Raw genomic sequence first — 21,315 nt, forward strand, 5'->3', positions numbered from 1 at the left:
TTGACCATACGGGCTGGTGTGAGGACTGACGTAAGGACCCGCGTACTGCTACAGCGCCTGGCGAAGGGTGCGCCACACCACCAGCGTCACCAGGAGGGCGCTCCCGCCCAGCAGGAGACCGGCCGCGGTCCACTGCAGGGTGGCCATCTGGTCGTAACCGAAGTAGTCCCAGACCGAGTTGACGATCCCCAGCTTGGCCCGGCAGGCCTCGGGCGCCGCGTCGTTCACACACGTACCCCAGCCATAGACCTTGCCGGAGGCGGTGCCGACCCACTGGTCGACCTGGACCGCGCCGTTCAGCACCGCCGGGTGTGCGCCGTCGATCGGGAAGGCGACGCGGCGCGGGGTGGCGAGCCGCGTCCTGAAGTGGTCGCACACCAGGAGGAACGCCGCCGAGGCGAAGAAGGTGAGGGCCATCGCGGTGACCGCGCGCCTCGCCAGTGCGCCGATGGCGATGCCGAGGGTGGTGGTGAACAGGACGAGCGCCATCAGGACGGGCAGGGTGTTGTTGAAGACCGTGCCGTCGAGCCAGTTGCTGGCGACCACCGGGCGGGCGGCCCGCCACCACCAGCCGAACAGTGCGCCCAGGACGCCGGTGGTGACCACGACGAGGCCGAGCGCGAAGCCCAACTTCCAGAGCAGCCAGCGCAGTCGGGACACCGACTGGGTGGCGGCGAGACGTGCGGTGCCCTGTTCGTGGTCGGAGGAGAGGAGCGGTGCGCCGATGAACACACCGAACACCAGGGGCAGGTAGGCGAGGTACCCCGCGACCTTGCTGAAGGAGTCGCTGAGGCCGTAGACCATCTCCGTGTCAGGGGTGTTGGTGGACTTCGCGGGCCAGCCGGCGTTGTGCAACGTGTCCAGCATGGTGCCGCGCTCGTGGATGATCCAGAGTGCGCCGATGAGGGTCGCCGCGGTACAGGCGATCAGGACGGCACGGTGCTGACGCACCATCAGCCAGGCGAGTCCGCGTATCCGGCGGCGCCCGTCGAAGGAGGCTTCCTGGTGTGCGGGGGTGCGGGCGAGGACGCTCATGCCACGCGCTCCTCTCGAAGGGCGGGGGCGGCGGTCGGCGAGAGCAGCGCGGGGGCTTCGGGGTGGCGCAGATAGCCGAGCAGCACCTCCTCAAGGCCGGGTTCGGCGAGCTGCCAGGTGGGGTCGAGCGGTATGTCGTGGCGGACCAGGGCGGTGAACTGCCGCCCCGCGGTGCGGACATCGATGACCGTGTGGGCGCCCAGGGACTCCGGCAGGCGACCGTCCGCGGTAACTCCGGTGACCAGGGTGTGCATGGGGACCAGCTCGTCGGCGTCACCGGCCATGCGGACCCGGCCGTCGGCGATCACGAGCAGGAAGTCGCACATGTGCTCCAGCTCGGAGAGCACGTGGGACGACATCAGGACGGTGGTGCCGCGTTCGGCGACCTCGGACATGAGCAGGGAGCCGATCTCGTCCCGGGCCAGTGGGTCGAGGTCGGACATCGGCTCGTCCAGGAGCAGGAGGTCGGGGCGCTTGCCGAAGGCGAGCGCGAAGGCGACCCGGGTCCGCTGGCCGCCGGACAGGGTCCCGATCCTGGCGTTCGGCGCCAACTGCCCCTCACGCACGATCCGTTCGGCCGCCGCCCGGTCCCATCCCGGGTTGAGCTCCTGCCCCATGCGCAGCGTCTCGGCCACGGTGAAGCGTTTGAACAGGGGCTTGTCCTGGCCGAGATAGGCGCACCGGGGCAGCACCGCCGGATGGGTGACCGGGTGCCCGAAGACGCGCAGTTCTCCCCGTGTCGGCTCGACGAGCCGGGCGGCGATTCCCAACAGGGTGCTTTTTCCTGCCCCGTTGGGGCCGACGAGGCCGCAGACGCGGCCGGCCGGGATCCGGAAGGTCTCCTCGCGCAGCGCCCACCCCCGACGGTACCTCTTGCCCAGACCGTGCGCCTCCAGGGCCCACCGGCTGTCACCCCCACCCGAAGTGGCCGTGCCGCTCATGCTCCCCCTTCCGACCGATTCCACTAGTCAACTAGTGGAATCATGGTCTGGTCGACGCGAGCCTGTCAATCGCCGCCGTCCCTCACCGGATGCTCCGCCGTGTCTCTTGGCATGGTCTGGTCAGACCTGCGAAGCTTCCCTCCGGCTGTCGCCCTGACCCCAGGACGACACGCGCCCAGTCCCACCTCAGTGATCGTGCACGTGCCGCACACAGTCCGCGGCCGTCCTCCGGCGCACCCAAGCCGATCGGGCGGCCACCGAGCAGGCCGGAATCCCGGCCGCCTCAAAGGAGTTCCGTGTGAGATCCACCCCCCACAAGTCCCTCGCGGCGGCCGCCTGCGCCGCCGCCGCGCTGGCAGCCGTCTCGCTTCCCGCCGTGCCGGCGTCGGCCGCGGCACCCGCCGCGCCCGCTGCCTGCACCCCGGCCCAGGTGGTCGCCAACGGCGACTTCGAGAGCGGCACTTCGCCCTGGACCCAGTCATCGACGAGCGTGATCACCAATCGCTCCGGCGAGACCGCCCACGGCGGCACCCACTTCGCCTGGCTGAACGGTGTGGGCAGCACACACACCGACACCCTCTCCCAGAGCGTGACCATCCCCTCGGGATGCAGCACCGCCACCCTCACCTACTGGCTGCACATAGACACGGCCGAGACCACGACATCGACCGCGTACGACAAGCTGACGGCGAAGATCGGCAGCACGACGCTCGCGACGTACTCCAACCTCGACAAGAACAGCGGCTACGTACAGAAGTCGGTCGACGTGTCCGGGTTCGCGGGGCAGACCGTGACCCTCGCCTTCACCGGCACCGAGGACTCCAGCCTCAAGACGAGCTTCGTCCTCGACGACGTCGCCCTGAACACCGCCGGTGGCACCACTCCGCCCCCGGACTCCACCCGCACCCCGGCCGCGCCCGCCTACACCGTGAACCTGACCAGCAACGCGAGCGGCAACGGCTGGACCGGACACGAGAGCGCGACCTTCACCAACGCCTCCGCCACCGCGCTCAACGAGGTGTACCTGCGGCTGTGGGACAACTACCACGGCACCTGCTCGGCCATGCCGATCACGGTCGGCAACGTCACCGGCGGCACCGCGGGCGCCCTCTCCGTCGACTGCACGGCCCTCAAGATCGACCTTCCGGCGCCGCTGTCCCAGGGCCAGAGCGCGACCATCGGCTTCGACCTGGGCATCACCGTGCCCGACGGCGCGGACCGCTTCGGCGCCGACGGGGCGTTCAACAACATCGGCAACGCCCTGCCCGTCCTGGCGATCCGCGACGCCGCGGGCTGGCACCTGGACCCGTACACCAACAACGGGGAGTCGTTCTACTCGTTGGCCGCCGACTTCAAGGTGACCCTCGACCACCCCACCGGTCTGCTGGTCCCGGCCACCGGCACCTCGGTGGACACCCCCGGATCCAGTGGCCGCACGATCACCACGGCGACCGCGTCCAAGGTCCGCGACTTCGCCTGGGCGGCCGGTCCGTTCAGCAAGATCTCCGGCACCTCACCGGCCGGCACCGCCATCAACATCTACTCGGTCTCGGGCATCAGCTCCTCCAGCGCCCAGTCGATGCTGGCCACCGCCAAGTCAGCCGTGGACACGCACGCGGCCCGCTTCGGGGCCTACCCGTACGGTGAGCTCGATGCGGTGATCGACAACAACTACTGGTTCGGCGGCATGGAATACCCGGGGTTCGTGCTCGACCTGGTCTCCACCACGGCGCTCACGCACGAGATCGGACACCAGTGGTGGTACGGCATCGTCGGCGACGACGAGTACAACAGCCCCTGGCTGGACGAGGCGTTCGCCGACTACTCCACCGACCTCGCCCTGAACCAGACGGGCACCAACTGCTGGAACAGCGTCTCGTGGGCCTCGTCGAGCGAGAAGATCACCAACTCGATGGCGTACTGGGATGCCCATTCCTCCCGCTACTCCACCGTCGTCTACGGCTACGGCAAGTGCGCCCTGCACGATCTGCGCCGGCTCATCGGTGACAGCGCGATGGCCAAGTTGCTCAAGGACTACGCCACTTCGCACTGGTACGGCGTCTCGACCACGGCCGAGTTCAAGGCGGCCGCCCAGGCGGCCACGTCCACGGACCTGACCTCGTTCTGGACGCAGCACCGCATCGACGGCTGACCTCCCGCCCGCCCCGCCGGTTCGCCGCGCGGGACAGTGGTCCCCCACATGTCCCGCGCGGCGAACCGCGCCACAGGGCGTCGGCCGGCTTCAGGCCCGCTCCGTGTCGAAGGCGGCGAACATGTCGAGCAACGGCTGGGGCGCACGGGGGTCGAAGATGGTCTCAAGACCGTCGGCGGACTCCTGAGCCGTCGCCGCACTGCCCGGAAAGAGTGCCTCCTCGTACGCCGTGAGGGCCGCCTCGGTGTCCGTGGCGTACCGGGCCAGGGCGAGTCCGAGGTCGGAGCCGTCCTTCATGGCGAGGTTGGCACCCTCGCCCGCGAACGGCGACATCAGGTGGGCCGCGTCGCCGAGCAGGGTCACGCCCGGCACCCGCTCCCAGCGGTGGACGATGGGCAGGGCGTGGATCGGCCGGCCCGTCAGCGGGCCGTCGGCGTCGATGACCAACTGCCGCAGTGCGGGCGCCCAGTCGACGAAGTGGGCCAGGAGCGCCGTCTTGGCGGCGGCCGTGTCGGTGAAGTCGATGGTGGACAGCCACTCCTCGGCGGTGCGCAGCGCGAGGTAGACGTGCAGGCTGCCGTCGGTCTCCCGGTGGCCCAGGAACCCCTTGCCGTCGCCGAGGGCGAAGAACATGCCGCCGCCCATCAGCCGGGCGGCCTCGGGGTGGCGGGCCTCGGCGTCCAAGAGGTCGAGTTCGACGAAGGAGATCCCGGTGTACGCGGGGGTCGCGGCGGACAGCAGCGGCCGCACCCGGGACCAGGCGCCGTCGGCACCGACCAGGAGGCTGGTGGTGAACACGCTGCCGTCGGCGAGTGTCACCTCGTGCACTCCCCCGCCGGTCGGGCGGGCACCGGTGACCTTGGCCCCCCAGCGCACCGTGCCCGGCGGCAGCGAATCGAGGAGCAGCCCGCGCAGATCACCGCGGTCGATCTCCGGTCGGCCGCCGGTGCCGTCGTCGGCCTCCGCGCGCAGTACACGCGCTTGCTTGTCGAGGATGCGCATCGACTGTCCGCCCGGGTGCACCTTGGCGAGGAACGCGTCGTGCAACTGGGCTTCGCGCAGCGCCTCTTGACCCGTTTCCTCGTGGATGTCGAGCATGCCGCCCTGGGTTCGGGCGTCCGGGGACACGTCGAGGTCGAAGACAGCGGCCTCGATGCCGTTCACCTGGAGGACCCGGGCGAGCGTGAGGCCGCCGAGGCCGCCGCCGACGATCGCGACGGGGTGGTGCGGGATGCCGGTGGGCGTGGCGGGGTTCGCGGTGGGGTCCGTCGGCGGGTTCATGGCGGGTCCTCATTTCCTTGCGTGGAGCGGTATTTCCTTGCTTGGGACGGAGAGCGCGGCCGCTCGGGCCGGGGCCTTGGCACTCTCACGGGGTGTCGCGCGGCGTGGTCTTCGTACCGTTGATCACCGCGCGGAAGATCCAGGCGAAGCGCTGCTCTGGCGTACCGGAGACGAGGTCGCCACCGAGGGCCGCGATGCGTGGGTAGGTGTCGGCGGAAGCCTCGCGCAGGACCGCCGTGAGCGCGTCGTGCTCGTCGTCGGCCGTGCGGGACCGCGCGCGCGTCGACTGCTCGGCGGCGGTCGCCGTGGCGACCTGGAGCAGCACATCGACTCCCCAGGCGGCCTGGGCGTCCGGCACTCCCCCTTCGTGGAGGAGCGCGAGGATGCCCTCCACCAGTGCCAGGTAGTGGGGGCCGGTGGGCCGCGCGACCAGCGCGGAGCGGGCCAGGCCGGGGTTCGCGAACAGCACCTCGACGTACGAGCCGAGCACCCCCAGCAGCCGCTCCCGCCAGTCGCCGTCCGCGCCGACCGGGGTCAGGTCCACCGCTCCGAGCAGCGCCTCCAGGACGGCGGCGTGCAGCTCGGCGGTGTTGGCCACGTACACGTACAGCGAGGCGGGCCCGGTGTCGAGCTCCTGGGCCAGGCGCCGCATGGTGACGCGCTGCAAGCCCTCGGACTCCATCAGGCGCACGGCAGTCGCGACGATGCCCTCATGAGTGAGCGCGGGTTTGGCGGGCCGCTCGCGGCGGCTGCGGGAGGTGGGGGGCTGCGGGGTCACCATTCGAGCGTAACGAACATGTTCGTTACGAACAAGTTCCTGCCGAACATGTTCGCCCGGACTCAGTAGGTCATGCGCTCAAGAGCACGACAGGAGGGCCGGGCAGGCAGGTCAGGCCGGTCAGGTCAGGTCAGGCAGGCCGGGGGCAGGTCAGGAATTCAGGAGGTCACTGGACCTTCAGTCGCGGCCGGCGAGCGAGCGCCGCGTCGGCCGCGGCGAGGATGCTGTCGAAGGACCGGGTGATCATCGGTCGTACCAGGACGCGGGTCAGCACCGGGCCGAGGAGCGGCAGCGTCATCTCGGCGCGGGTCGTCCAGCGCACCAGGGTTCCGCCGTCGACCTCGCTGAACGTCATGCTGCCGAACTCGTGCCGGGACGGCGGGACGCTCCGCTCCACGACGTACTCCGTGGTGTACGGCGCCTCGTAACGGGTGATGCGCTCCCTGAGCCAGCCGATCATCCAGAGGTGGCTGCGTACCGCGCCCACGCCGTACGGGGCCGACTCGCCCCCGCGGGCCAGCCGGCAGCGCAGCACCAGCGGCGAGCGGGTGTAGTTCGTGGTGGTCGTGAGCCAGGCGAAGACGTCGTCGATGGGAGCGGCGATGACGCGCTCGGAAGTCATGGTTTCCACAGCCGGTGATCTCCTCGGTCGAGTGGGCGCACCGTGTCCGCACGGTGCAGCTTGTCCGGGTTGCGCATGGCGTAGAGGCCGGTGATCCGTCCGTCGTGGATCTCGAAGGCGACCAGCCAGTCGAGTTCGCCGCCGTTCAGGAACCGTGCCGCGGGCATGCCGTTGTAGGGGGCGGCCTGGATCTCGGTCGCCTCGGTGATGCTGGTGCGGGCCACGCCGAGGACGAACCGGGCGACCTCGGCACTGCCGGTGATCGGGTGGCGCGCGGCGGACACCTTTCCGCCGCCGTCGGAGATCTGGACGACATCGGGCGCCATCAGATCCATCAGGGACTGGATGTCGCCCGCCGACGTCGCGAGCAGGAAGCGCTGGACGATCTCACGGGTGGCCGAGGAGTCGGGCTCGAACCGGCGGCGCCGCGCCTGGACGTGCCGCCGCGCCCGGTGGGCGATTTGACGGACCGTCACTTCTGTTCTGCCCACGGAGGCGGCGATCTCGCCATGGGTGTAGCCGAACACGTCGTGCAGCACGAAGACCGCGCGCTCGGTGGGGTTCAGCGTCTCCAGGACGAGCATCAGGGCCATCGACACCGACTCGGCCAGGACCACGTCCTCGCTCACCGCCGGGCCGGTGCGGATGGGCTCGGGCAGCCAGGTGCCGACGTACTCCTCGCGCCGGGCCCGGACCGAACGCAGATGGTTGAGGGCCTGGCGGGTCACGACCCGCACCAGATAGGCACGCGGATGACCGACCCGCGCCGCGTCGACCGCACTCCAGCGCAGATAGCTCTCCTGAAGCACGTCCTCGGCATCGGCTGCGCTGCCCAGCATCTCGTAGGCGATGGTGAACAGCAGCGCGCGGTGCTCGGTGAAGGCGTCCTGTGTCACGACCGGCTCCCTGCCCACGGGCACCTCCCGTTCCAAGGCCCCCTCCTCGCGCCCGCCCCGATTCTCCGACATCCCATCCAGCCCTTTCCGAGATCCACGCGGCCCCGTCGGTCCCCGCGTGCCCATCGAGACACCTCGGCCGGGCGAAGCGTGACAGGCTGCTGGTGTGATGTGCTTCACAGCGCGGATCCACGGCGGTGTGCTGGGGATGCGGGCGGGGAGAACATGCACGACGTGGGTTACGTGAAAGCAATTTCCCCTGATTGTTTGCACGAATGTCACGACCTACCCTGAGTGCATGGGTGCCGTACCTGAACCACACGCCGGCTGGACCTTTCTCACCAATCACGCCCGCGTGCTGGCGGCGATCGCCGACGACCCCCGGACGCGTATACGCGACATCGCCGCGCACTGCAGACTCACCGAGCGCGCCGTGCAGCGGATCATCGTGGACCTGGAGGAGGCCGGCTATCTGTCGCACACCCGGAACGGGCGCTCCAACACGTACCGGATCGAAGCGGGCACCCCGCTGCGGCACCCGGCCGAGGCGGGGCTGACGGTCGCCACCCTCCTCGGCGTCCTCGCCCAGCACGACGAGCAGCGCGGGAAGCAGCCGAACCGCTGATCGCAGGGCACCGGCCGGGCTCCGCCCACCCAGGTCACTCACCGTGCCCACCTGCATCTCTTGCGACGTCTGGTCTGCCGATCACGCCGAGCGGGGAGAAGATGGTGAAGGCGCCGGGACAGGAGTGAGGCACCGGACGGGCTGACGAAGGGCCGACGATGAACGCATCCGAGGTGTTCGGGGAGCGGCTCAGCCGCGTGCGGGTCGCGGCCTCCGAGCCGGGCGGCCTCCTCGACGTGCTGGGTGTCGCCGCCATCGTCCTCGACGAGGCCGGGCGGATCACCCTGTGGAGCCCGCAGGCCCACGAGCTGTTCGGCTGGGACGCGCAGGACGCCCTCGGTCACTCCGCCGCCAAGCTCCTGGTCGCCGAGGAGCACCGGCCGCTGGTCCTCGACCTGTTCGCCCGGGTGATGAGCGGGGGCGACACCTGGGCCGGCGTCTTCCCCGTCCGGCACAAGGACGGCCGCACGCGGATGGTCGAGTTCCGCAACATGCGGCTCCAGGACGAGCACGGCGGCCTGTACGCGCTGGGAATCGCCACCGACGAGCCCACGCTGCGGGCCGTGGAACGTGACCTCGCACTGTCGGTGCGGCTCGTGTCGCAGTCCCCCATCGGCCTCGCCGTCCTCGACACGGACCTGCGTTACGTGCTCGTCAACCCGACGCTGGCCCGCATCAACGGCGTCTCCCCCGACGAGCACATCGGACGCACGGTGCGCGACGCCCTGCCGTTCCTGGACCACGAGCACATCGAGGCCACGATGCGCAGGGTTCTGGAGACCGGGGTGCCGCTCCTGGACCAGACGGCGATCGGCCGCACACCTGGCGATCTCACCGAGCATGCCTGGAACGTGTCGTACTACCGCCTGGAGGATCCGGCCGGGCGGATCCTCGGCGTCGCGACCTCCATCGTGGACGTCAGCGAGCAGTACCACGCGGCGAACGAGGCCGCCGAGGCACGACGGCGCCTCGATCTGATCGCCCGCGCCTCGGTGCGCATCGGCACCACGCTCGACCTGAACCGCACCGCCCACGAGCTGGCGGACCTCGTCGTGACCGACCTGGCCGACATCGCGGCCGTCGACCTCCTCGACTCCGTCCTGGACGGCCGCGGCGCCGTCGAGGACCCCTCGGCCGGACCCGTCGCGATCAGAGCCCTGGCCGTCGCGGCCGCCTATCCCACCGACGCCCTCCAGGCGGCCGACACCCCGGGCAACATCGCCAAGTACAACGCGGAGCGTCTGGTCACCCGCTGTGTGACGACCGCGCGACCGGTCCTGATCAGTCATGTCGAACCCGGCGACCTGGCGAACATCGCCCGCGACGACGCGGCAGCCGCCCTGCTGGCGCGCGCGGGCCTGCACTCCTATCTGGCGGTCCCGCTGATCGCGCGCGGCGAGGTGCTCGGCGCGCTCGACCTCAAACGGGCCAGGAACCCGCAGCCCTTCACGCACGACGACGCCGTCCTGGCCCTCGAACTCGCCACCCGGGCAGCCGTCTGCATCGACAACGCCCGCTGGTTCCAGCAGCAGCGCCACGCCGCCCTCGCCCTCCAGCAGCACCTTCTCCCGCGTCAGCCGCCCCAGCCCACCGGTCTCGACGTCGCCTACCGCTATCAGCCGGCCGCGGCGATCGGCGAGGCCGGCGGCGACTGGTTCGACGCCATCCCGGTCGCCGGCGACAAGACCGCCCTCGTCGTGGGCGATGTGATGGGCCACGGCATCAACGCGGCAGCGACGATGGGCCAGTTGCGCACCGCGACCCGCACGCTCGCCGGGCTCGACCTCGACCCCGCCGACGTACTGCGCCACCTCGACCGCATCACCGCCGAGCTGGACGAGACCACGGCGACCTGTGTGTACGCCGTCTACGACCCGCACCGAACGACCTGCCGCATCGCGCTGGCGGGGCATCTGCCGCCCATCTGGGACCGCCCGGGCCGCGCTCCGCGCTTCCTCCAACTCCCCACCGGGGCTCCGCTCGGCGTGGGCGGCGTTCCCTTCCGGGCGACCACGGTCGACTGCGCGCCCGGCGATCGGCTCGTGCTGTACACGGACGGGCTCGTGGAGACCCGGGACCAGCCGATCGACGACCGGCTGCGCGCCCTGCTCGACTCCCTGACCCACCATCGGCTGCCCCTGGAGGCGACCTGCGACCGGCTCCTGGCCGCGCTGCCCCCGCCACAGCGTCACGACGACATCGCCCTCCTGATCGCCCAGGTCACCCCGTCCCGCCGTCCCGCCGACGGCGCCCGGGCAACCCCCGCGGACGGCCGGTAATCGCGCCCGGGCACCCCGTTCGCCGCAGCGCGGGGTGTACGAAGCGGGCCCACGGGGCACCCGGTAGCTCTATGACCACCTATGTCGTAACGATCCCCGGCACCCTCCTCGCGGAGCGCACCGAGGCGACCATCAAGACCCTGGAGAACGCCCTGCGCCCCGCCGATCCGCGCGGTACGCAGCTGGGCGAGGCGGAGCATCTTGAGATGCTCAGCTTCTACAGCGGGTCCTCGGCGTTCAGCATCCGCCTTGAGGTGGAGGCCGACGACACCAAGACCGCGGAGCAGCAGGCCCGTCAGACGGTGTCCGCCGCGCTGCGGACGGCGGGCTACTCGGAGGACCAGGCACCGCTGGGCGACGCCACCATTACGGGGATCACCGAATAGCCGAGCAGCGCGAACACCGACAGCGAGAACCGGACGACGACGGACGCCCGGGTGCGGCCGGCCTCCGCCAACTCCATGCATCGACAAGGGAGTTGAGGGAGGCGGGCGACACCCGGGCGTCCGTCGTTCACGGTTCACGCGGAGCCATCGACCACGAGGCCCCGGTGACCGCGAGGCGCCGGTGACGACCGCGAGGCGTCAGCGTTCACGCGGGGCCGCTGCTCAAGGACCGGCCCTTCTCCTTCGCTCAGCCCTCACCCAAGGGGCCGGTGCGGCTCGTCCCGTTCCCCGACGGGCTCACCGGACCGGCTTCCGTACCGCCCGCAGGATGGCGGGCAGACGCGGCTTCGAGGTGGCCGGTACGTCCGAGGCGCCAGGAGACGAGTCATCGCGAGAAGGGTGGTCACCAGCGGAAGGGGCGTAGGGGGATGCGGCATCCGTCGCTTCGGCCGGCCGGTCCGCGGGAATCCCCGCATCGGCCGGACGACGCTGCCACCAGTGCTGCCGACGCGGGTGCAGGGCGCGGCCGAGACGACGGCCGAGCAGCAGGTAACCGGCAAAGGCACCGGTCGAGTTGAGGATGACGTCGTCGATGTCGAAGGCGCGGCCCGTGACGAGCAGACCCTGAGCCGTCTCGACGGTGAGCATCACGAAGGCCGTCATGAGGACCACCCGCACGATCCCGCGCGTCCTGGGGAACAGCACGGGCAGCAGGACGCCGAACGGCATGCCGAGCACCACATTGCCGCCGACCTGCTTCACCGCGTCCTTCCAGTCGGGCTGCGCGAGGTAGGCGCGGATGGAATCGCCGGGATGCACATTGGTGTGCGTGAAGCGGACGGACGCCGGCGAGGGAACCAGGGTGGCCTTGGCCAGCACCACCGCGAAGGCCACCATGCAGACGAATCCGACGATCAGCACGACGACACGGGCCGCCACCGCCGGCCAAGTACGGCGTTGAAGCCGTGGTTCTGATGCCATGCCATCCCCAGTACCCGCTGCGCAGGGGCACACGCACTCGGCCCCGGCCGCGGTCGGTGGCACCCCTTCCTCAACACGCGCCCCGCGCGGCTGAGTTCATGTAACGACGGACCGGAGGTCTCTTGACGCAGATCTCTTGACGGGCCCACGTCAGGGTCCTACGGTTTCCCCGTTCACATCCAGGCATGTCGTTCAACATACCGAACGCGGGCTGCGGGACGCGTCACCGAACGGAGACCCGCACACGAGCAGCCGGAAGCAGGCACCAGGCAAGCCCCCACCCCACGAAAGGGTCCCCCATGCGCACACGCCCTCTGCTCCTCCCCCTCACCACCGCCGCCCTCGCCGCCGTCAGCAGCCTGACCTTCGCGATGCCCGCGTCCTCAACCACCCACAGCAACAGCAGCGTTGCGGCGCCGCCGAGAAGCGGGGACGCCCGCGCGTTCGGTCCGGCCGCGAGCACGTCGGTCGCCCCCGGAGGCAACTTCGACCTCTCGGTGTGGGAGCTCCAGGAGCCGGTGGGCTCCCCCGGTTCGCCGACCACGATCCCCTCGTCCCGCCTCCAGGGCGCGGGCGGGTTCCAGGACTCGTACTTCTACACGGACACCCGCGACGGTGCGATGACGTTCTGGGCTCCGGAGAAGGGCGTGACCACGCCGAACTCCAACTACGCCCGCTCGGAGCTGCGCGAGATGAACCGCGACGGCAGCCCCGCGAACTGGTCGCTCGCGGGGTCCCATCGGCTGAACGCGACGCTGCGCGTGCTGTCGGTGACGTCCAATGTCTGCGTGGGGCAGATCCACCTCGGCACCGGAGGCTCATCCACCAAGCCGCTGGTGGAGCTGTACTACCGGGCCAACGGCGACATCGTCCTCGGCACCGAGGATTCGCCTGCGGGCGGCCAGACGACGCACGCGGTGGGACATGTGGCGATCGGCAAGACCTGGAGCTACACGATCGGCGTCTCGGGAGGCCACACCGTCGACCTGACGGTCAACGGCAGCACGACCCACTACGCGATCCCGTCCTCCTTCAACGGCTACCGGCAGTACTTCAAGGCCGGCTCGTACAACCAGTCGTCCTCCAGCAGCACCACGAAGGGCGCGCGCGTCGCCTTCTACGGCCTTGAGGTCTCGCACAGCTGAGCGTGTGGCCGTCCAGCCATGTGAATGCATGCGGCAATGAGCCGAGGCCGCGCCGGAGCGCGAGGGCCCTCGGCTAGCTGTTCTCCGCCTGGAACATCCAGGCGTGCTTCTCCAGCTCGCCCGTCAGGGTGATGAGCAGGTCCTGGCTCACCGGGTCCGGCTCGGCCGTTTCGGTGATCCTCTCGCGCATCCGCCCGATGATCCTGCCGAGGGCGGTGACCAGTACCTGTACGGCCTCCGAGTCCTTGATCCAGCCGTCCGGCACCGTACCGATCGCACTGGCCCCGGCCAGCGTGGCCGCCCGTCCGTCGGGGTTCACGCCGAGCGCCGAGGCACGTTCGGCCACGGTGTCGGAGTGCTGGCGGGCCGTGGCCACCACGTCGTCCAGCTGAAGGTGAACGGAGCGGAAGCGCGGGCCGATCACGTTCCAGTGCACCTGTTTGGCCACAAGGGACAGGTCCACGAGGTCGACGACCGCCCCCTTGAGGGCCGGCCCGACCACCTTCAGATCCGCGTCGGACAAAGAACCCTGCACGCCGGCCCCCTTCACACCGGACCCCTTTACGCCGGACCCCTTCGCACCAGACATCGCTTCTCCCTTCGACGATCGCGTCGACCGACGGGATCGTCGATCTCGGTAGACCGCGTTCCTCGCAAAGGGCACGGCAAACCCGGGCGGACCCGGCGTCCCGCGCACCCGCTCTCCGGAGCCCCGCGCACCTCCAATGGCCGATGCGGATGGCATAGCGGTTCCCGGCCTGGGCACTCTTCCTCACAAGGCCCTCGGCCACTCGGCACAGCTCACCACCAGCACCGGACCCATCAGGGTGCGGTCACATCGACGTTGGGACGGACCACACCATGAGCATCATCGCCTGGATCCTGATCGGCCTGATCGCGGGCGCCATCGCCAAGGCACTCATGCCGGGCAGGGACCCGGGCGGCTGCGTGATCACCATGCTCATCGGCATCGTGGGCGGCCTCCTCGGCGGGTGGCTCGGGAAGGTCATCTTCCACGTCCACTCCATCAACGGCTTCTTCCACCTCTCCACCTGGATCGCCGCCATCGTCGGCTCGATCATCGTGCTGATCCTCTACCGCCTCATCATCGGCAACCGCAGCCGCAGCTGAGCCCCGGCGGACAGCGGTACGGTCGGCAGTGACGACGCACACACCGGTCGAGGACCGGTAAGTAGGCCGAACTCCCCATGCCCTGCCTCCTGTTGACGCACAATCTACGGAACCGGAAGATCCCGGAGTCGCAGTGTTGCCCAACAGCCCAGGCGGGGAAGGGAATTGATGAGGCCGACAACCACGCTCCGCTCCGCGATACGAGGCTCTCGCCGCAGATCCCTGTTCGCCGCGGCCGCACTGGCCACCGCCGCGGCCCTGCTCACCCCGGCCACCGCCCACGCCGCGCCCGCATGTCAGTCAGCTGCGACGGCATCACCGGTCCAGGTGGCGCACGTGCCCGACTGGGCCGAGTCGATCGCTGTCGACCAGCGGGGCCGGATGTTCGTGACGGCGTATTTCAGTGGCCGGGTCTACCGCATCGACTCCCCCGGCAGCGACCCCGTCCCCCTCACCGGAAACATCGGTGCCAATGGCGGCGTCGTCGTGCGTCCGGACGGTCAGCTCCTCGTGGGCACCGGCAACGACCTCGGCCACTCGCTCACCGGTGACATCCTCCCGGTCTCGAAGCTCCTTCAGGTGGACCCCGACTCCGGCAGGGTCAGCACCTACGCCTCGGGGCTCGGCGGCATCGACGGCGTGGCCCTCGCCCCCGACGGCACCGTGTACACCACGACCGTGGGCGGCCGGAACATCGGCCGTGTGACACCCGACGGCCAGGTCGACGCCGCCTGGGCCCACGTCCTGATGCCCAACGGCATCGCCGTCTCCCCCGACGGCACCCAGGTCTACGTCGTCCAGACCACCGTCGCCCCGGCTCTGTACCGCATCCCCGCCGACGATCCCGCGCGCCCGCAACGCTGGATCACCACCGGCCCCGCCGACACCCTCGGACTCCCCGACGGCCTCACCCTGGACAGCCGGGGGCGCCCCCTGATCGCCACGCACACGGCGGGCCAGATCTGGCGCGCGGAGGGCGGATCGCTGTGCGCCGTGCAGTCCGGGATGTACCTGTCCACCCAGATCACCTACGGACACGGCGACCGCGGATTCGCCGCCGGCAGGCTCTACCGGTCCGGCGTGGACGGCACCATCTACGAGGTTCCGGCGGGAGCCGACCCCACCGGACGCTAGCCGCACCGCGCACTGGACAATCCCTCCACGGCTCGTGCGCGGACAGCGGACAACCGTGTGAGGGCGGTGCGAGCAAGGAGACCCACCCGTGGAAGGCGTACCTGTGGAAGACGTACCCGTGGAAGGCATACCCGTGTCCGAGGCCAAAGCGGAGATCGACCGGTTGATGCGTGCCTTTCTCGGGGCGTTCACCAATACCGACGGCGATCGGCCGAACCTCGCCGCCATCCGCGAGGTCTTCCTCCCCCAGGGGATGATCATCAACAACTCCGGCCCCCAACCCGTCGTCTACGGCCTCGACGCGTTCATCGCGCCGCGGGAGCGGATGCTCACCGACGGCACCCTGACGGACTTCTCCGAATGGGAGGTGCACGAGCGGACCGAGATCTACGGTTCGGTCGCGCACCGCTTCAGCGACTACGCCAAGTCCGGCTTCCGCGACGGGCGGTGGTTCGAGGGCGCGGGACGCAAGACGACCCAGTTCGTGCTTACGCCCGCGGGCTGGAGGATGAGCTCGATGGCCTGGGACGACGCGTAGGCCGCCGCCGGCTCGCCGCCGGGTCAGATGCGCGAGTCCTCGACGGCCGGAACGGTAGGGACCTCGCCGGCGCGTGGGTGACGCGGGGCGGCGGGGCGGCGGGGCCGGGACCCGCCGCAGAACGCGGGGTCGAGCACATCCATCAGACCCTGCGTGACGGCACCGTTGTTGGAGGCGTTGGCGAAGACCACGACAGTACGGCGGCCGTCCGGTGTGGCGAAGGCCTGCGACTGGTAGCCCTGGACGATTCCGCCGTGGCCGAACACCGTGCCGCAGCTGAGGGAGATCCGCCGCAGACCGAGCCCGTATCCGATCCGCGTCACGCCGGTGGGCAACGCCCGTGTCATCTGCCGCAAGGAGTCGTCGGAGACCAGCCCTCCCGCGCTTCCGGCGAGCAGGGAGGTCAGGAACCGGTCCAGGTCGCCGGCCGAGGACACGATCGCGCCCGCGCTGCCGATCCAGGAGGCGGTCTGCTCGGTCGAGTCCAGCAGTGGCTTGCGGGGGTCGTCGTTGGTCAGGTACCCGGTGATGTGCCGGCCCGTGATCCGCTTCGCGGGCACCGTGAACGATGTCCGGCGCAGCCCGAGCGGCCGGACGATCCCTTCGCGCAGCAGCTCGGCGTAGGGGCGGCCGGTGAGGTGCTCGGCGGCGAGGCCCAGGAGCACGAAGCCGGTGTTCGAGTACGCGTAGGCGCTGCCCGGCGCGAACTGCGGTCCGTGCCGCACCGAGCGGGCCACCAGGTCGCGGGGCGCGTAGACCGTGTTGCGGATGCGTGCCTCGAAGACGGCCGTCGTTTCCTCGCCGCGCTGTTCAAGGAGGTCGTTGACGTGGTCGTACACTCCGGCACGGTGTTCCAGGACCTGGCGGGCGGTGATCGGCCAGTTCTGCGGGAGCGTGCCGGGCGGCAGGTAGTGGAGCAGGGGCCGGTCGAGGTCCAGCAGGCCCCGCTCGGCGAGGCGCAGCACGATGACCGCCGTGAACATCTTGGTGTTGCTGCCGACCCTGAACCGCGCGTCCGCCCTCATCCGCGTGCCGTCCAGGTCTCCCCGGCCGACGGCGAGCGAGCGGCCGAGGCCGGGGTGGACGTGGTCGCGGATCACGGCGAACGCGCCCGGCGCTCCCGCGGCCGTCACGCGAAGCAGCACGGCGCGCAGCCCGTCCGGGTCGGCCTCCTCGCGCACCTGCACGGCGGAGGCTCCCAGCGTGCTCACGGCCAGCAGAGCCACGGCTGTGGCGAGCGTGGCCGCCGAGCGGGCGAACCTTGTCCTCATCATCACTGGATCACCGGGTCCTCATCACTGGCGCGGTCCTCACGGTCCCCCGATGCACTGCCCTTCGGCGCGCCGTCCTTCGACGCGTTGTCCCTCACCGCGCTGCCCTTCGCCGCCGGCCCCCGCCCGCGCGGCGAGATCGTATCCGTGGGCCGGGACGCGGCCCGGGCAACGGGGAGCGCCCGGCGTTTCGTGCGGGTGGGGACGCGGCCGCTGTAGGTGGGTTGTCGGAGAGTTGTCGGTCCTGTCTGGGACGTTCGGGGTGTCACCGCGGCTCGGAGGGCAGGTCCCCCGAACGTCGCGCACCACAGGCTAGGAGCGCCCCCATGAACCCCACCGCACCCCGGAACGAACCGTGGGACGTCCACCGACTGCCGCACGCCGGGGGCCGAAGCGTTCTGGTCACCGGCGGCAACGCGGGCATCGGTTACTTCGTCGCCGAGCAACTCGCCGGAGCGGGCGCCGCGGTGATTCTCGGCAGCCGCGACCCGGCGAAGGCCGAGGCGGCCGCCGGGTCGATCCGGTCCAGGGTTCCGGGTGCGTCGGTACGTCATGTACGGCTCGACCTCGCCGACCTGTCGTCCCTGGAACACTCCGTTGCGGCACTTGGGGTGAGCCATCTCGACGCGGTGGTCCACAACGCGGGTGTGGCCCTGGACGATCCGCCCCGGCTCGCGACCAAGGACGGCCACGAGTTGATGTTCGGCACCAACCACCTCGGTCACCTCGCCCTGACCCACCACCTCCTCCCCCTGCTCGCGGCGGCCGCCGCGGCCCGCATCGTGACCGTGGGCAGTTTCGCGGCGAAGACCGAGCGGATCGACCTGGACGACCTCCAGTCCCGCCGGGACTACCGGCCGAAGCGCACGTACGGCAGGTCGAAGCTGGCCCAGATGCACGCAGGGCTCGAACTGGCGCGGCGGCTCGCGGAGTTGGACAGTCCGGTGAGGAGTGTGGTGGTTCACCCCGGCGGCGCGTTGGACTCCCTCACCCCCGCGCGACCGCCCGTCCACACACGGACCCCGGGCGAGCGGCTGCGGGGTGGGCCCGCGGCGCTCGTCCTCCAGGGCAAGGACGCCGGCGCGTGGCCGGCGGTGCGGGCCGTGCTCGATCCCCGGGTCGCCAGTGGGGAGTTGTGGGGGCCGCGGGTCTTCGGCCTGCGCGGCCGGCCGCATCGCGAGGCCGTCTGGAGCAACCTCACCGAAACGACGGTGGCATCCCAACTCTGGTACCAGAGCTGCGAGTTGCTCCACATCGATCCGGACTTCTGTCGTGCCGCACGGGCATGCTCATGAGAATCGCGGGCAGGAGCACCTCACAGACGTTGGTTCGAAGGGGAGGCTGCTGCCATGTCGGTTCTTGGGCGTTTTCCCGCTGGTGGTCCGCGCGGCTCATGGCCGGCCGAGGAGCTCGCGGCTCAGTTGCGGCGCCGCGGCCGGTCGGCCACGGTGGTGATGGACCTCGACAGTGACATGTTCCTCGTGGTCGAGCGGCGCCACGAGGAAGCCGCCTGACCCTACCCCCGGGCCGCCGCCCGGGGGTACGGCAAGGGCCGCAGGGGTGCGGCAAGGGATGGCCTTCGGCTCCCCAACGCGCTGACAGCGTGGCGCACTTGACGCCTGCACCCCCTCGGCCGACGGCACACCCGGGCGCCCTCAGCCGACGACGTACTGTGCGAGGTGTTCTCCGGTCAGGGTGGGACGGGTGGCGATCAGGTCGGCGGGGGTGCCCTCGAAGACGATCCGGCCGCCGTCGTGGCCGGCCCCGGGGCCCAGGTCGATGATCCAGTCCGCATGGGCCATCACGGCCTGGTGGTGCTCGACCACGATGACCGACTTGCCGGAGTCCACCAGCCGGTCGAGCAGCCCCAGGAGCTGCTCGACGTCGGCGAGGTGCAGCCCGGCCGTGGGCTCGTCGAGGACGTAGACCCCACCCTTCTCCCCCATGTGTGTGGCCAGCTTCAACCGCTGTCGCTCGCCGCCGGACAGTGTGGTGAGGGGCTGACCGAGGCTGAGGTATCCGAGGCCCACGTCGGTGAGGCGGGTGAGGATGCGGTGCGCGGCGGGTGTCGCCGCCTCGCCCGAGCCGAAGAACTCCGTCGCCTCGGTCACCGACATCGCGAGCACCTCGCTGATGTCACGGCCTCCGAAGTGGTAGTCGAGGACCGATGCCTCGAACCGCTTGCCGTCGCACTCCTCGCACGTGGTGGCGACCCCGGCCATCATCGCGAGGTCCGTGTAGACGACGCCCGCGCCGTTGCAAGTGGGGCAGGCGCCTTCGGAGTTGGCGCTGAACAGGGCCGGCTTCACGTCGTTGGCCTTGGCGAACGCCTTGCGGATCGGATCGAGCAGACCCGTGTAGGTAGCCGGGTTGCTGCGCCGCGAGCCCCGGATCGCGCCCTGGTCGACCGACACGACGCCCTCGCCCGCGGGGATGGAGCCGTGCACGAGCGAGCTCTTGCCGGAGCCGGCGACGCCGGTGACCACGGTGAGGACGCCGAGCGGGATGTCGACATCGACGTCGCGGAGGTTGTGCGCCTTGGCGCCGCGGATCTTCAGCGTGCCCGTGGGCTCGCGCACCTCGTCCTTGACCTCCGCGCGGTCGTCGAAGTGGCGGCCGGTGATGGTGTCACTGGCCCGCAGCTCGGCGACCGTGCCCTCGAAGCAGACCGTGCCGCCGCCCGCTCCCGCGCCCGGCCCGAGGTCGACGACGTGATCGGCGACCACGATCGTCTCCGGCTTGTGCTCGACGACGAGCACCGTGTTGCCCTTGTCCCGCAGCCTGAGCAGCAGGTCGTTCATGCGCTGGATGTCGTGCGGGTGCAACCCGATGGTGGGCTCGTCGAAGACGTAGGTGACATCGGTGAGCGAGGAGCCGAGGTGGCGGATCATCTTGACCCGCTGGGCCTCGCCGCCCGACAGCGTGCCGGCCGGCCGGTCCAGCGAGAGGTAGCCGAGGCCGATCTCCACGAACGAGTCGAGGGTCTCCACAAGCGAGGTGAGGAGCGGCGCCACCGAGGGTTCCTTCAGGGTGCGGACCCATGCGGCCAGGTCCCTGATCTCCATGGCACACAGATCGGCGATGTTCTTCCGCTTGATCTTCGAGGAGCGCGCGCCCTCGTTGAGCCGGGTTCCGTCGCAGTCGGGGCAGGTGGTGAAGGTGACCGCGCGCTCCACGAAGGCCCGGATGTGCGGCTGCATCGAGTCGGTGTCCTTGGACAGCATCGACTTCGTGACGCGCGGGATGAGCCCCTCGTACGTCATGTTGATGCCCGCGATCTTCATGCGGGTCGGCTCGCGGTGGAGCAGGTCCTGGAGTTCCTTCTTGGTGAACTTGCGGATCGGCTTGTCCGGGTCGAAGAAGCCCGACTCGATGTAGAGGCGGGAGTTCCAGCCGCCGCCGGTGTAGCCGGGGATGGTGAACGCGCCCTCGTTGAGGGATTTGCTGTCGTCGTAGAGCTGCGTCAGGTCGATGTCGGTGACCGAGCCCCGGCCCTCGCAGCGCGGGCACATGCCGCCGGTGATGCTGAAGCTGCGCCGCTCCTTGACCTCCTGCCCGCCGCGCCGCACGGTGACCGCGCCGGCCCCGCTGATGGAGGCCACGTTGAAGGAGAACGCCTTGGGCGAGCCGATGTGCGGCTTGCCGAGCCTGCTGAACAGGATGCGCAGCATGGCGTTGACGTCGGTGGCGGTGCCGACGGTGGACCGCGGGTCACCGCCCATGCGCTGCTGGTCGACGGTGATCGCGGTGGTGAGCCCGTCCAGCACATCGACTTCGGGGCGGCCGAGCGTCGGCATGAAGCCCTGGACGAAGGCGCTGTACGTCTCGTTGATCAGGCGCTGCGACTCCGCTGCGATCGTGTTGAACACCAGTGAGCTCTTGCCCGAGCCGGAGACGCCCGTGAACACCGTGAGGCGGCGCTTGGGGATCTCGATGCTGACGTCCTTGAGATTGTTCACGCGCGCGCCGTGCACCCGGATCATGTCGTGGCTGTCGGCAGCGTGCGGCGCGGGCGGCTGCGGGTCCGTCCTCTTGGCCATGCTGATCGCGTTCTCCATCCGTCGGGCGGTCCGCCTCATGGGCCCTGCCCGTATCGCCTGTTCGACCTGCCCGCCTGCGA

At 70.4% G+C, this 21,315-nt stretch carries 20 protein-coding genes; 10 read left to right on the forward strand and 10 right to left on the reverse strand.

The features are described 5' to 3' along the window. Nucleotides 1-48: 48 nt before the first annotated feature. Entirely contained in the window at nt 49-1,035 is a 987-nt protein-coding gene (locus ACFYNP_RS15620) for an ABC transporter permease (RefSeq protein ID WP_388409182.1), read from the reverse strand. Continuing rightward, nucleotides 1,032-1,976: an ABC transporter ATP-binding protein gene (locus tag ACFYNP_RS15625; protein WP_388785833.1), complete on the reverse strand. Its 945-nt coding sequence runs from the start codon at nt 1,974-1,976 to the stop codon at nt 1,032-1,034. Before ACFYNP_RS15625 ends, ACFYNP_RS15620 begins: the two co-directional genes overlap by 4 nt. Nucleotides 1,977-2,274: 298 nt before the next feature. On the opposite strand from ACFYNP_RS15625, the gene ACFYNP_RS15630 reads away from it, so the two are divergent. Beyond that, complete coding sequence (locus ACFYNP_RS15630) at nt 2,275-4,128, forward strand: M1 family aminopeptidase (protein WP_388785835.1); 1,854 nt, start codon at nt 2,275-2,277, stop codon at nt 4,126-4,128. Nucleotides 4,129-4,218: 90 nt separating this feature from the next. On the opposite strand, the gene ACFYNP_RS15635 is transcribed toward ACFYNP_RS15630, so the two are convergent. The 4 genes from ACFYNP_RS15635 to ACFYNP_RS15650 form a co-directional block, all read right to left on the reverse strand. Then, entirely contained in the window at nt 4,219-5,409 is a 1,191-nt protein-coding gene (locus ACFYNP_RS15635) for an FAD-dependent oxidoreductase (RefSeq protein WP_388785837.1), read from the reverse strand. 85 nt (nt 5,410-5,494) lie between these two features. Then, entirely contained in the window at nt 5,495-6,190 is a 696-nt protein-coding gene (locus ACFYNP_RS15640; protein ID WP_388785839.1) for a TetR/AcrR family transcriptional regulator, read from the reverse strand. 163 nt (nt 6,191-6,353) lie between these two features. Then, nucleotides 6,354-6,818, reverse strand: coding sequence for an SRPBCC family protein (locus tag ACFYNP_RS15645; protein WP_388785840.1), 465 nt, complete (start codon nt 6,816-6,818; stop codon nt 6,354-6,356). After that, nucleotides 6,806-7,705 carry an RNA polymerase sigma-70 factor gene (locus ACFYNP_RS15650; RefSeq protein ID WP_388785842.1) on the reverse strand — a complete coding sequence of 300 codons (900 nt, stop codon included), beginning with the start codon at nt 7,703-7,705 and terminating at the stop codon, nt 6,806-6,808. Before ACFYNP_RS15650 ends, ACFYNP_RS15645 begins: the two co-directional genes overlap by 13 nt. A 298-nt stretch (nt 7,706-8,003) precedes the next feature. On the opposite strand from ACFYNP_RS15650, the gene ACFYNP_RS15655 reads away from it, so the two are divergent. The 3 genes from ACFYNP_RS15655 to ACFYNP_RS15665 all read left to right on the forward strand — a co-directional run bounded on the left by ACFYNP_RS15655 (nt 8,004) and on the right by ACFYNP_RS15665 (nt 10,995). After that, on the forward strand, nt 8,004-8,330 hold the full coding sequence (locus tag ACFYNP_RS15655; protein ID WP_388785844.1) for a helix-turn-helix transcriptional regulator: 327 nt from the start codon (nt 8,004-8,006) through the stop codon (nt 8,328-8,330). Between the two features lie 158 nt (nt 8,331-8,488). After that, nucleotides 8,489-10,609 (forward strand): SpoIIE family protein phosphatase, encoded by a 2,121-nt coding sequence (locus tag ACFYNP_RS15660; RefSeq protein WP_388785845.1) that lies wholly within the window; start codon nt 8,489-8,491, stop codon nt 10,607-10,609. A gap of 71 nt (nt 10,610-10,680) precedes the next feature. Next, nucleotides 10,681-10,995 carry a hypothetical protein gene (locus ACFYNP_RS15665; protein WP_388409202.1) on the forward strand — a complete coding sequence of 105 codons (315 nt, stop codon included), beginning with the start codon at nt 10,681-10,683 and terminating at the stop codon, nt 10,993-10,995. 297 nt (nt 10,996-11,292) lie between these two features. Here the strand turns inward: ACFYNP_RS15665 and ACFYNP_RS15670 are convergent, their stop codons facing one another. Next, on the reverse strand, nt 11,293-11,976 hold the full coding sequence (locus ACFYNP_RS15670) for a VanZ family protein (RefSeq protein WP_388785847.1): 684 nt from the start codon (nt 11,974-11,976) through the stop codon (nt 11,293-11,295). A 299-nt stretch (nt 11,977-12,275) separates the two neighbouring features. Here ACFYNP_RS15670 and ACFYNP_RS15675 point away from each other — a divergent pair, with 299 nt between their 5' ends. Then, entirely contained in the window at nt 12,276-13,121 is an 846-nt protein-coding gene (locus ACFYNP_RS15675; protein ID WP_388785848.1) for a polysaccharide lyase family 7 protein, read from the forward strand. 73 nt (nt 13,122-13,194) lie between these two features. Here ACFYNP_RS15675 and ACFYNP_RS15680 read toward each other — a convergent pair whose 3' ends face one another. After that, a complete protein-coding gene (locus ACFYNP_RS15680; RefSeq protein ID WP_388409211.1) occupies nt 13,195-13,710 on the reverse strand; it encodes a DNA starvation/stationary phase protection protein in 516 nt (171 codons plus the stop codon). A gap of 272 nt (nt 13,711-13,982) precedes the next feature. Between ACFYNP_RS15680 and ACFYNP_RS15685 the strand changes: the two genes are divergently transcribed. The 3 genes from ACFYNP_RS15685 to ACFYNP_RS15695 all read left to right on the forward strand — a co-directional run bounded on the left by ACFYNP_RS15685 (nt 13,983) and on the right by ACFYNP_RS15695 (nt 15,924). Next, a complete protein-coding gene (locus ACFYNP_RS15685; RefSeq protein ID WP_388785849.1) occupies nt 13,983-14,252 on the forward strand; it encodes a GlsB/YeaQ/YmgE family stress response membrane protein in 270 nt (89 codons plus the stop codon). Nucleotides 14,253-14,420: 168 nt separating this feature from the next. Continuing rightward, a complete protein-coding gene (locus ACFYNP_RS15690) occupies nt 14,421-15,386 on the forward strand; it encodes an SMP-30/gluconolactonase/LRE family protein (RefSeq protein ID WP_388785851.1) in 966 nt (321 codons plus the stop codon). 88 nt (nt 15,387-15,474) lie between these two features. Further along, a complete protein-coding gene (locus ACFYNP_RS15695; protein WP_388785853.1) occupies nt 15,475-15,924 on the forward strand; it encodes a DUF4440 domain-containing protein in 450 nt (149 codons plus the stop codon). 23 nt (nt 15,925-15,947) lie between these two features. Here ACFYNP_RS15695 and ACFYNP_RS15700 read toward each other — a convergent pair whose 3' ends face one another. After that, complete coding sequence (locus ACFYNP_RS15700; protein ID WP_388785854.1) at nt 15,948-17,198, reverse strand: serine hydrolase domain-containing protein; 1,251 nt, start codon at nt 17,196-17,198, stop codon at nt 15,948-15,950. 323 nt (nt 17,199-17,521) lie between these two features. On the opposite strand from ACFYNP_RS15700, the gene ACFYNP_RS15705 reads away from it, so the two are divergent. Together ACFYNP_RS15705 and ACFYNP_RS15710 are read left to right on the forward strand one after the other, a co-directional pair. After that, nucleotides 17,522-18,490, forward strand: a complete 969-nt coding sequence (locus ACFYNP_RS15705) for an SDR family NAD(P)-dependent oxidoreductase (protein ID WP_388785856.1) — start codon at nt 17,522-17,524, stop codon at nt 18,488-18,490. Nucleotides 18,491-18,544: 54 nt separating this feature from the next. After that, complete coding sequence (locus ACFYNP_RS15710; protein WP_388409227.1) at nt 18,545-18,709, forward strand: hypothetical protein; 165 nt, start codon at nt 18,545-18,547, stop codon at nt 18,707-18,709. 141 nt (nt 18,710-18,850) lie between these two features. On the opposite strand, the gene ACFYNP_RS15715 is transcribed toward ACFYNP_RS15710, so the two are convergent. Further along, nucleotides 18,851-21,235 (reverse strand): ATP-binding cassette domain-containing protein, encoded by a 2,385-nt coding sequence (locus tag ACFYNP_RS15715; protein WP_388785858.1) that lies wholly within the window; start codon nt 21,233-21,235, stop codon nt 18,851-18,853. Nucleotides 21,236-21,315: the final 80 nt, after the last annotated feature.

The organism is Streptomyces sp. NPDC006691, assembly GCF_042869955.1.
Taxonomy (GTDB): Bacteria; Actinomycetota; Actinomycetes; order Streptomycetales; family Streptomycetaceae; genus Streptomyces.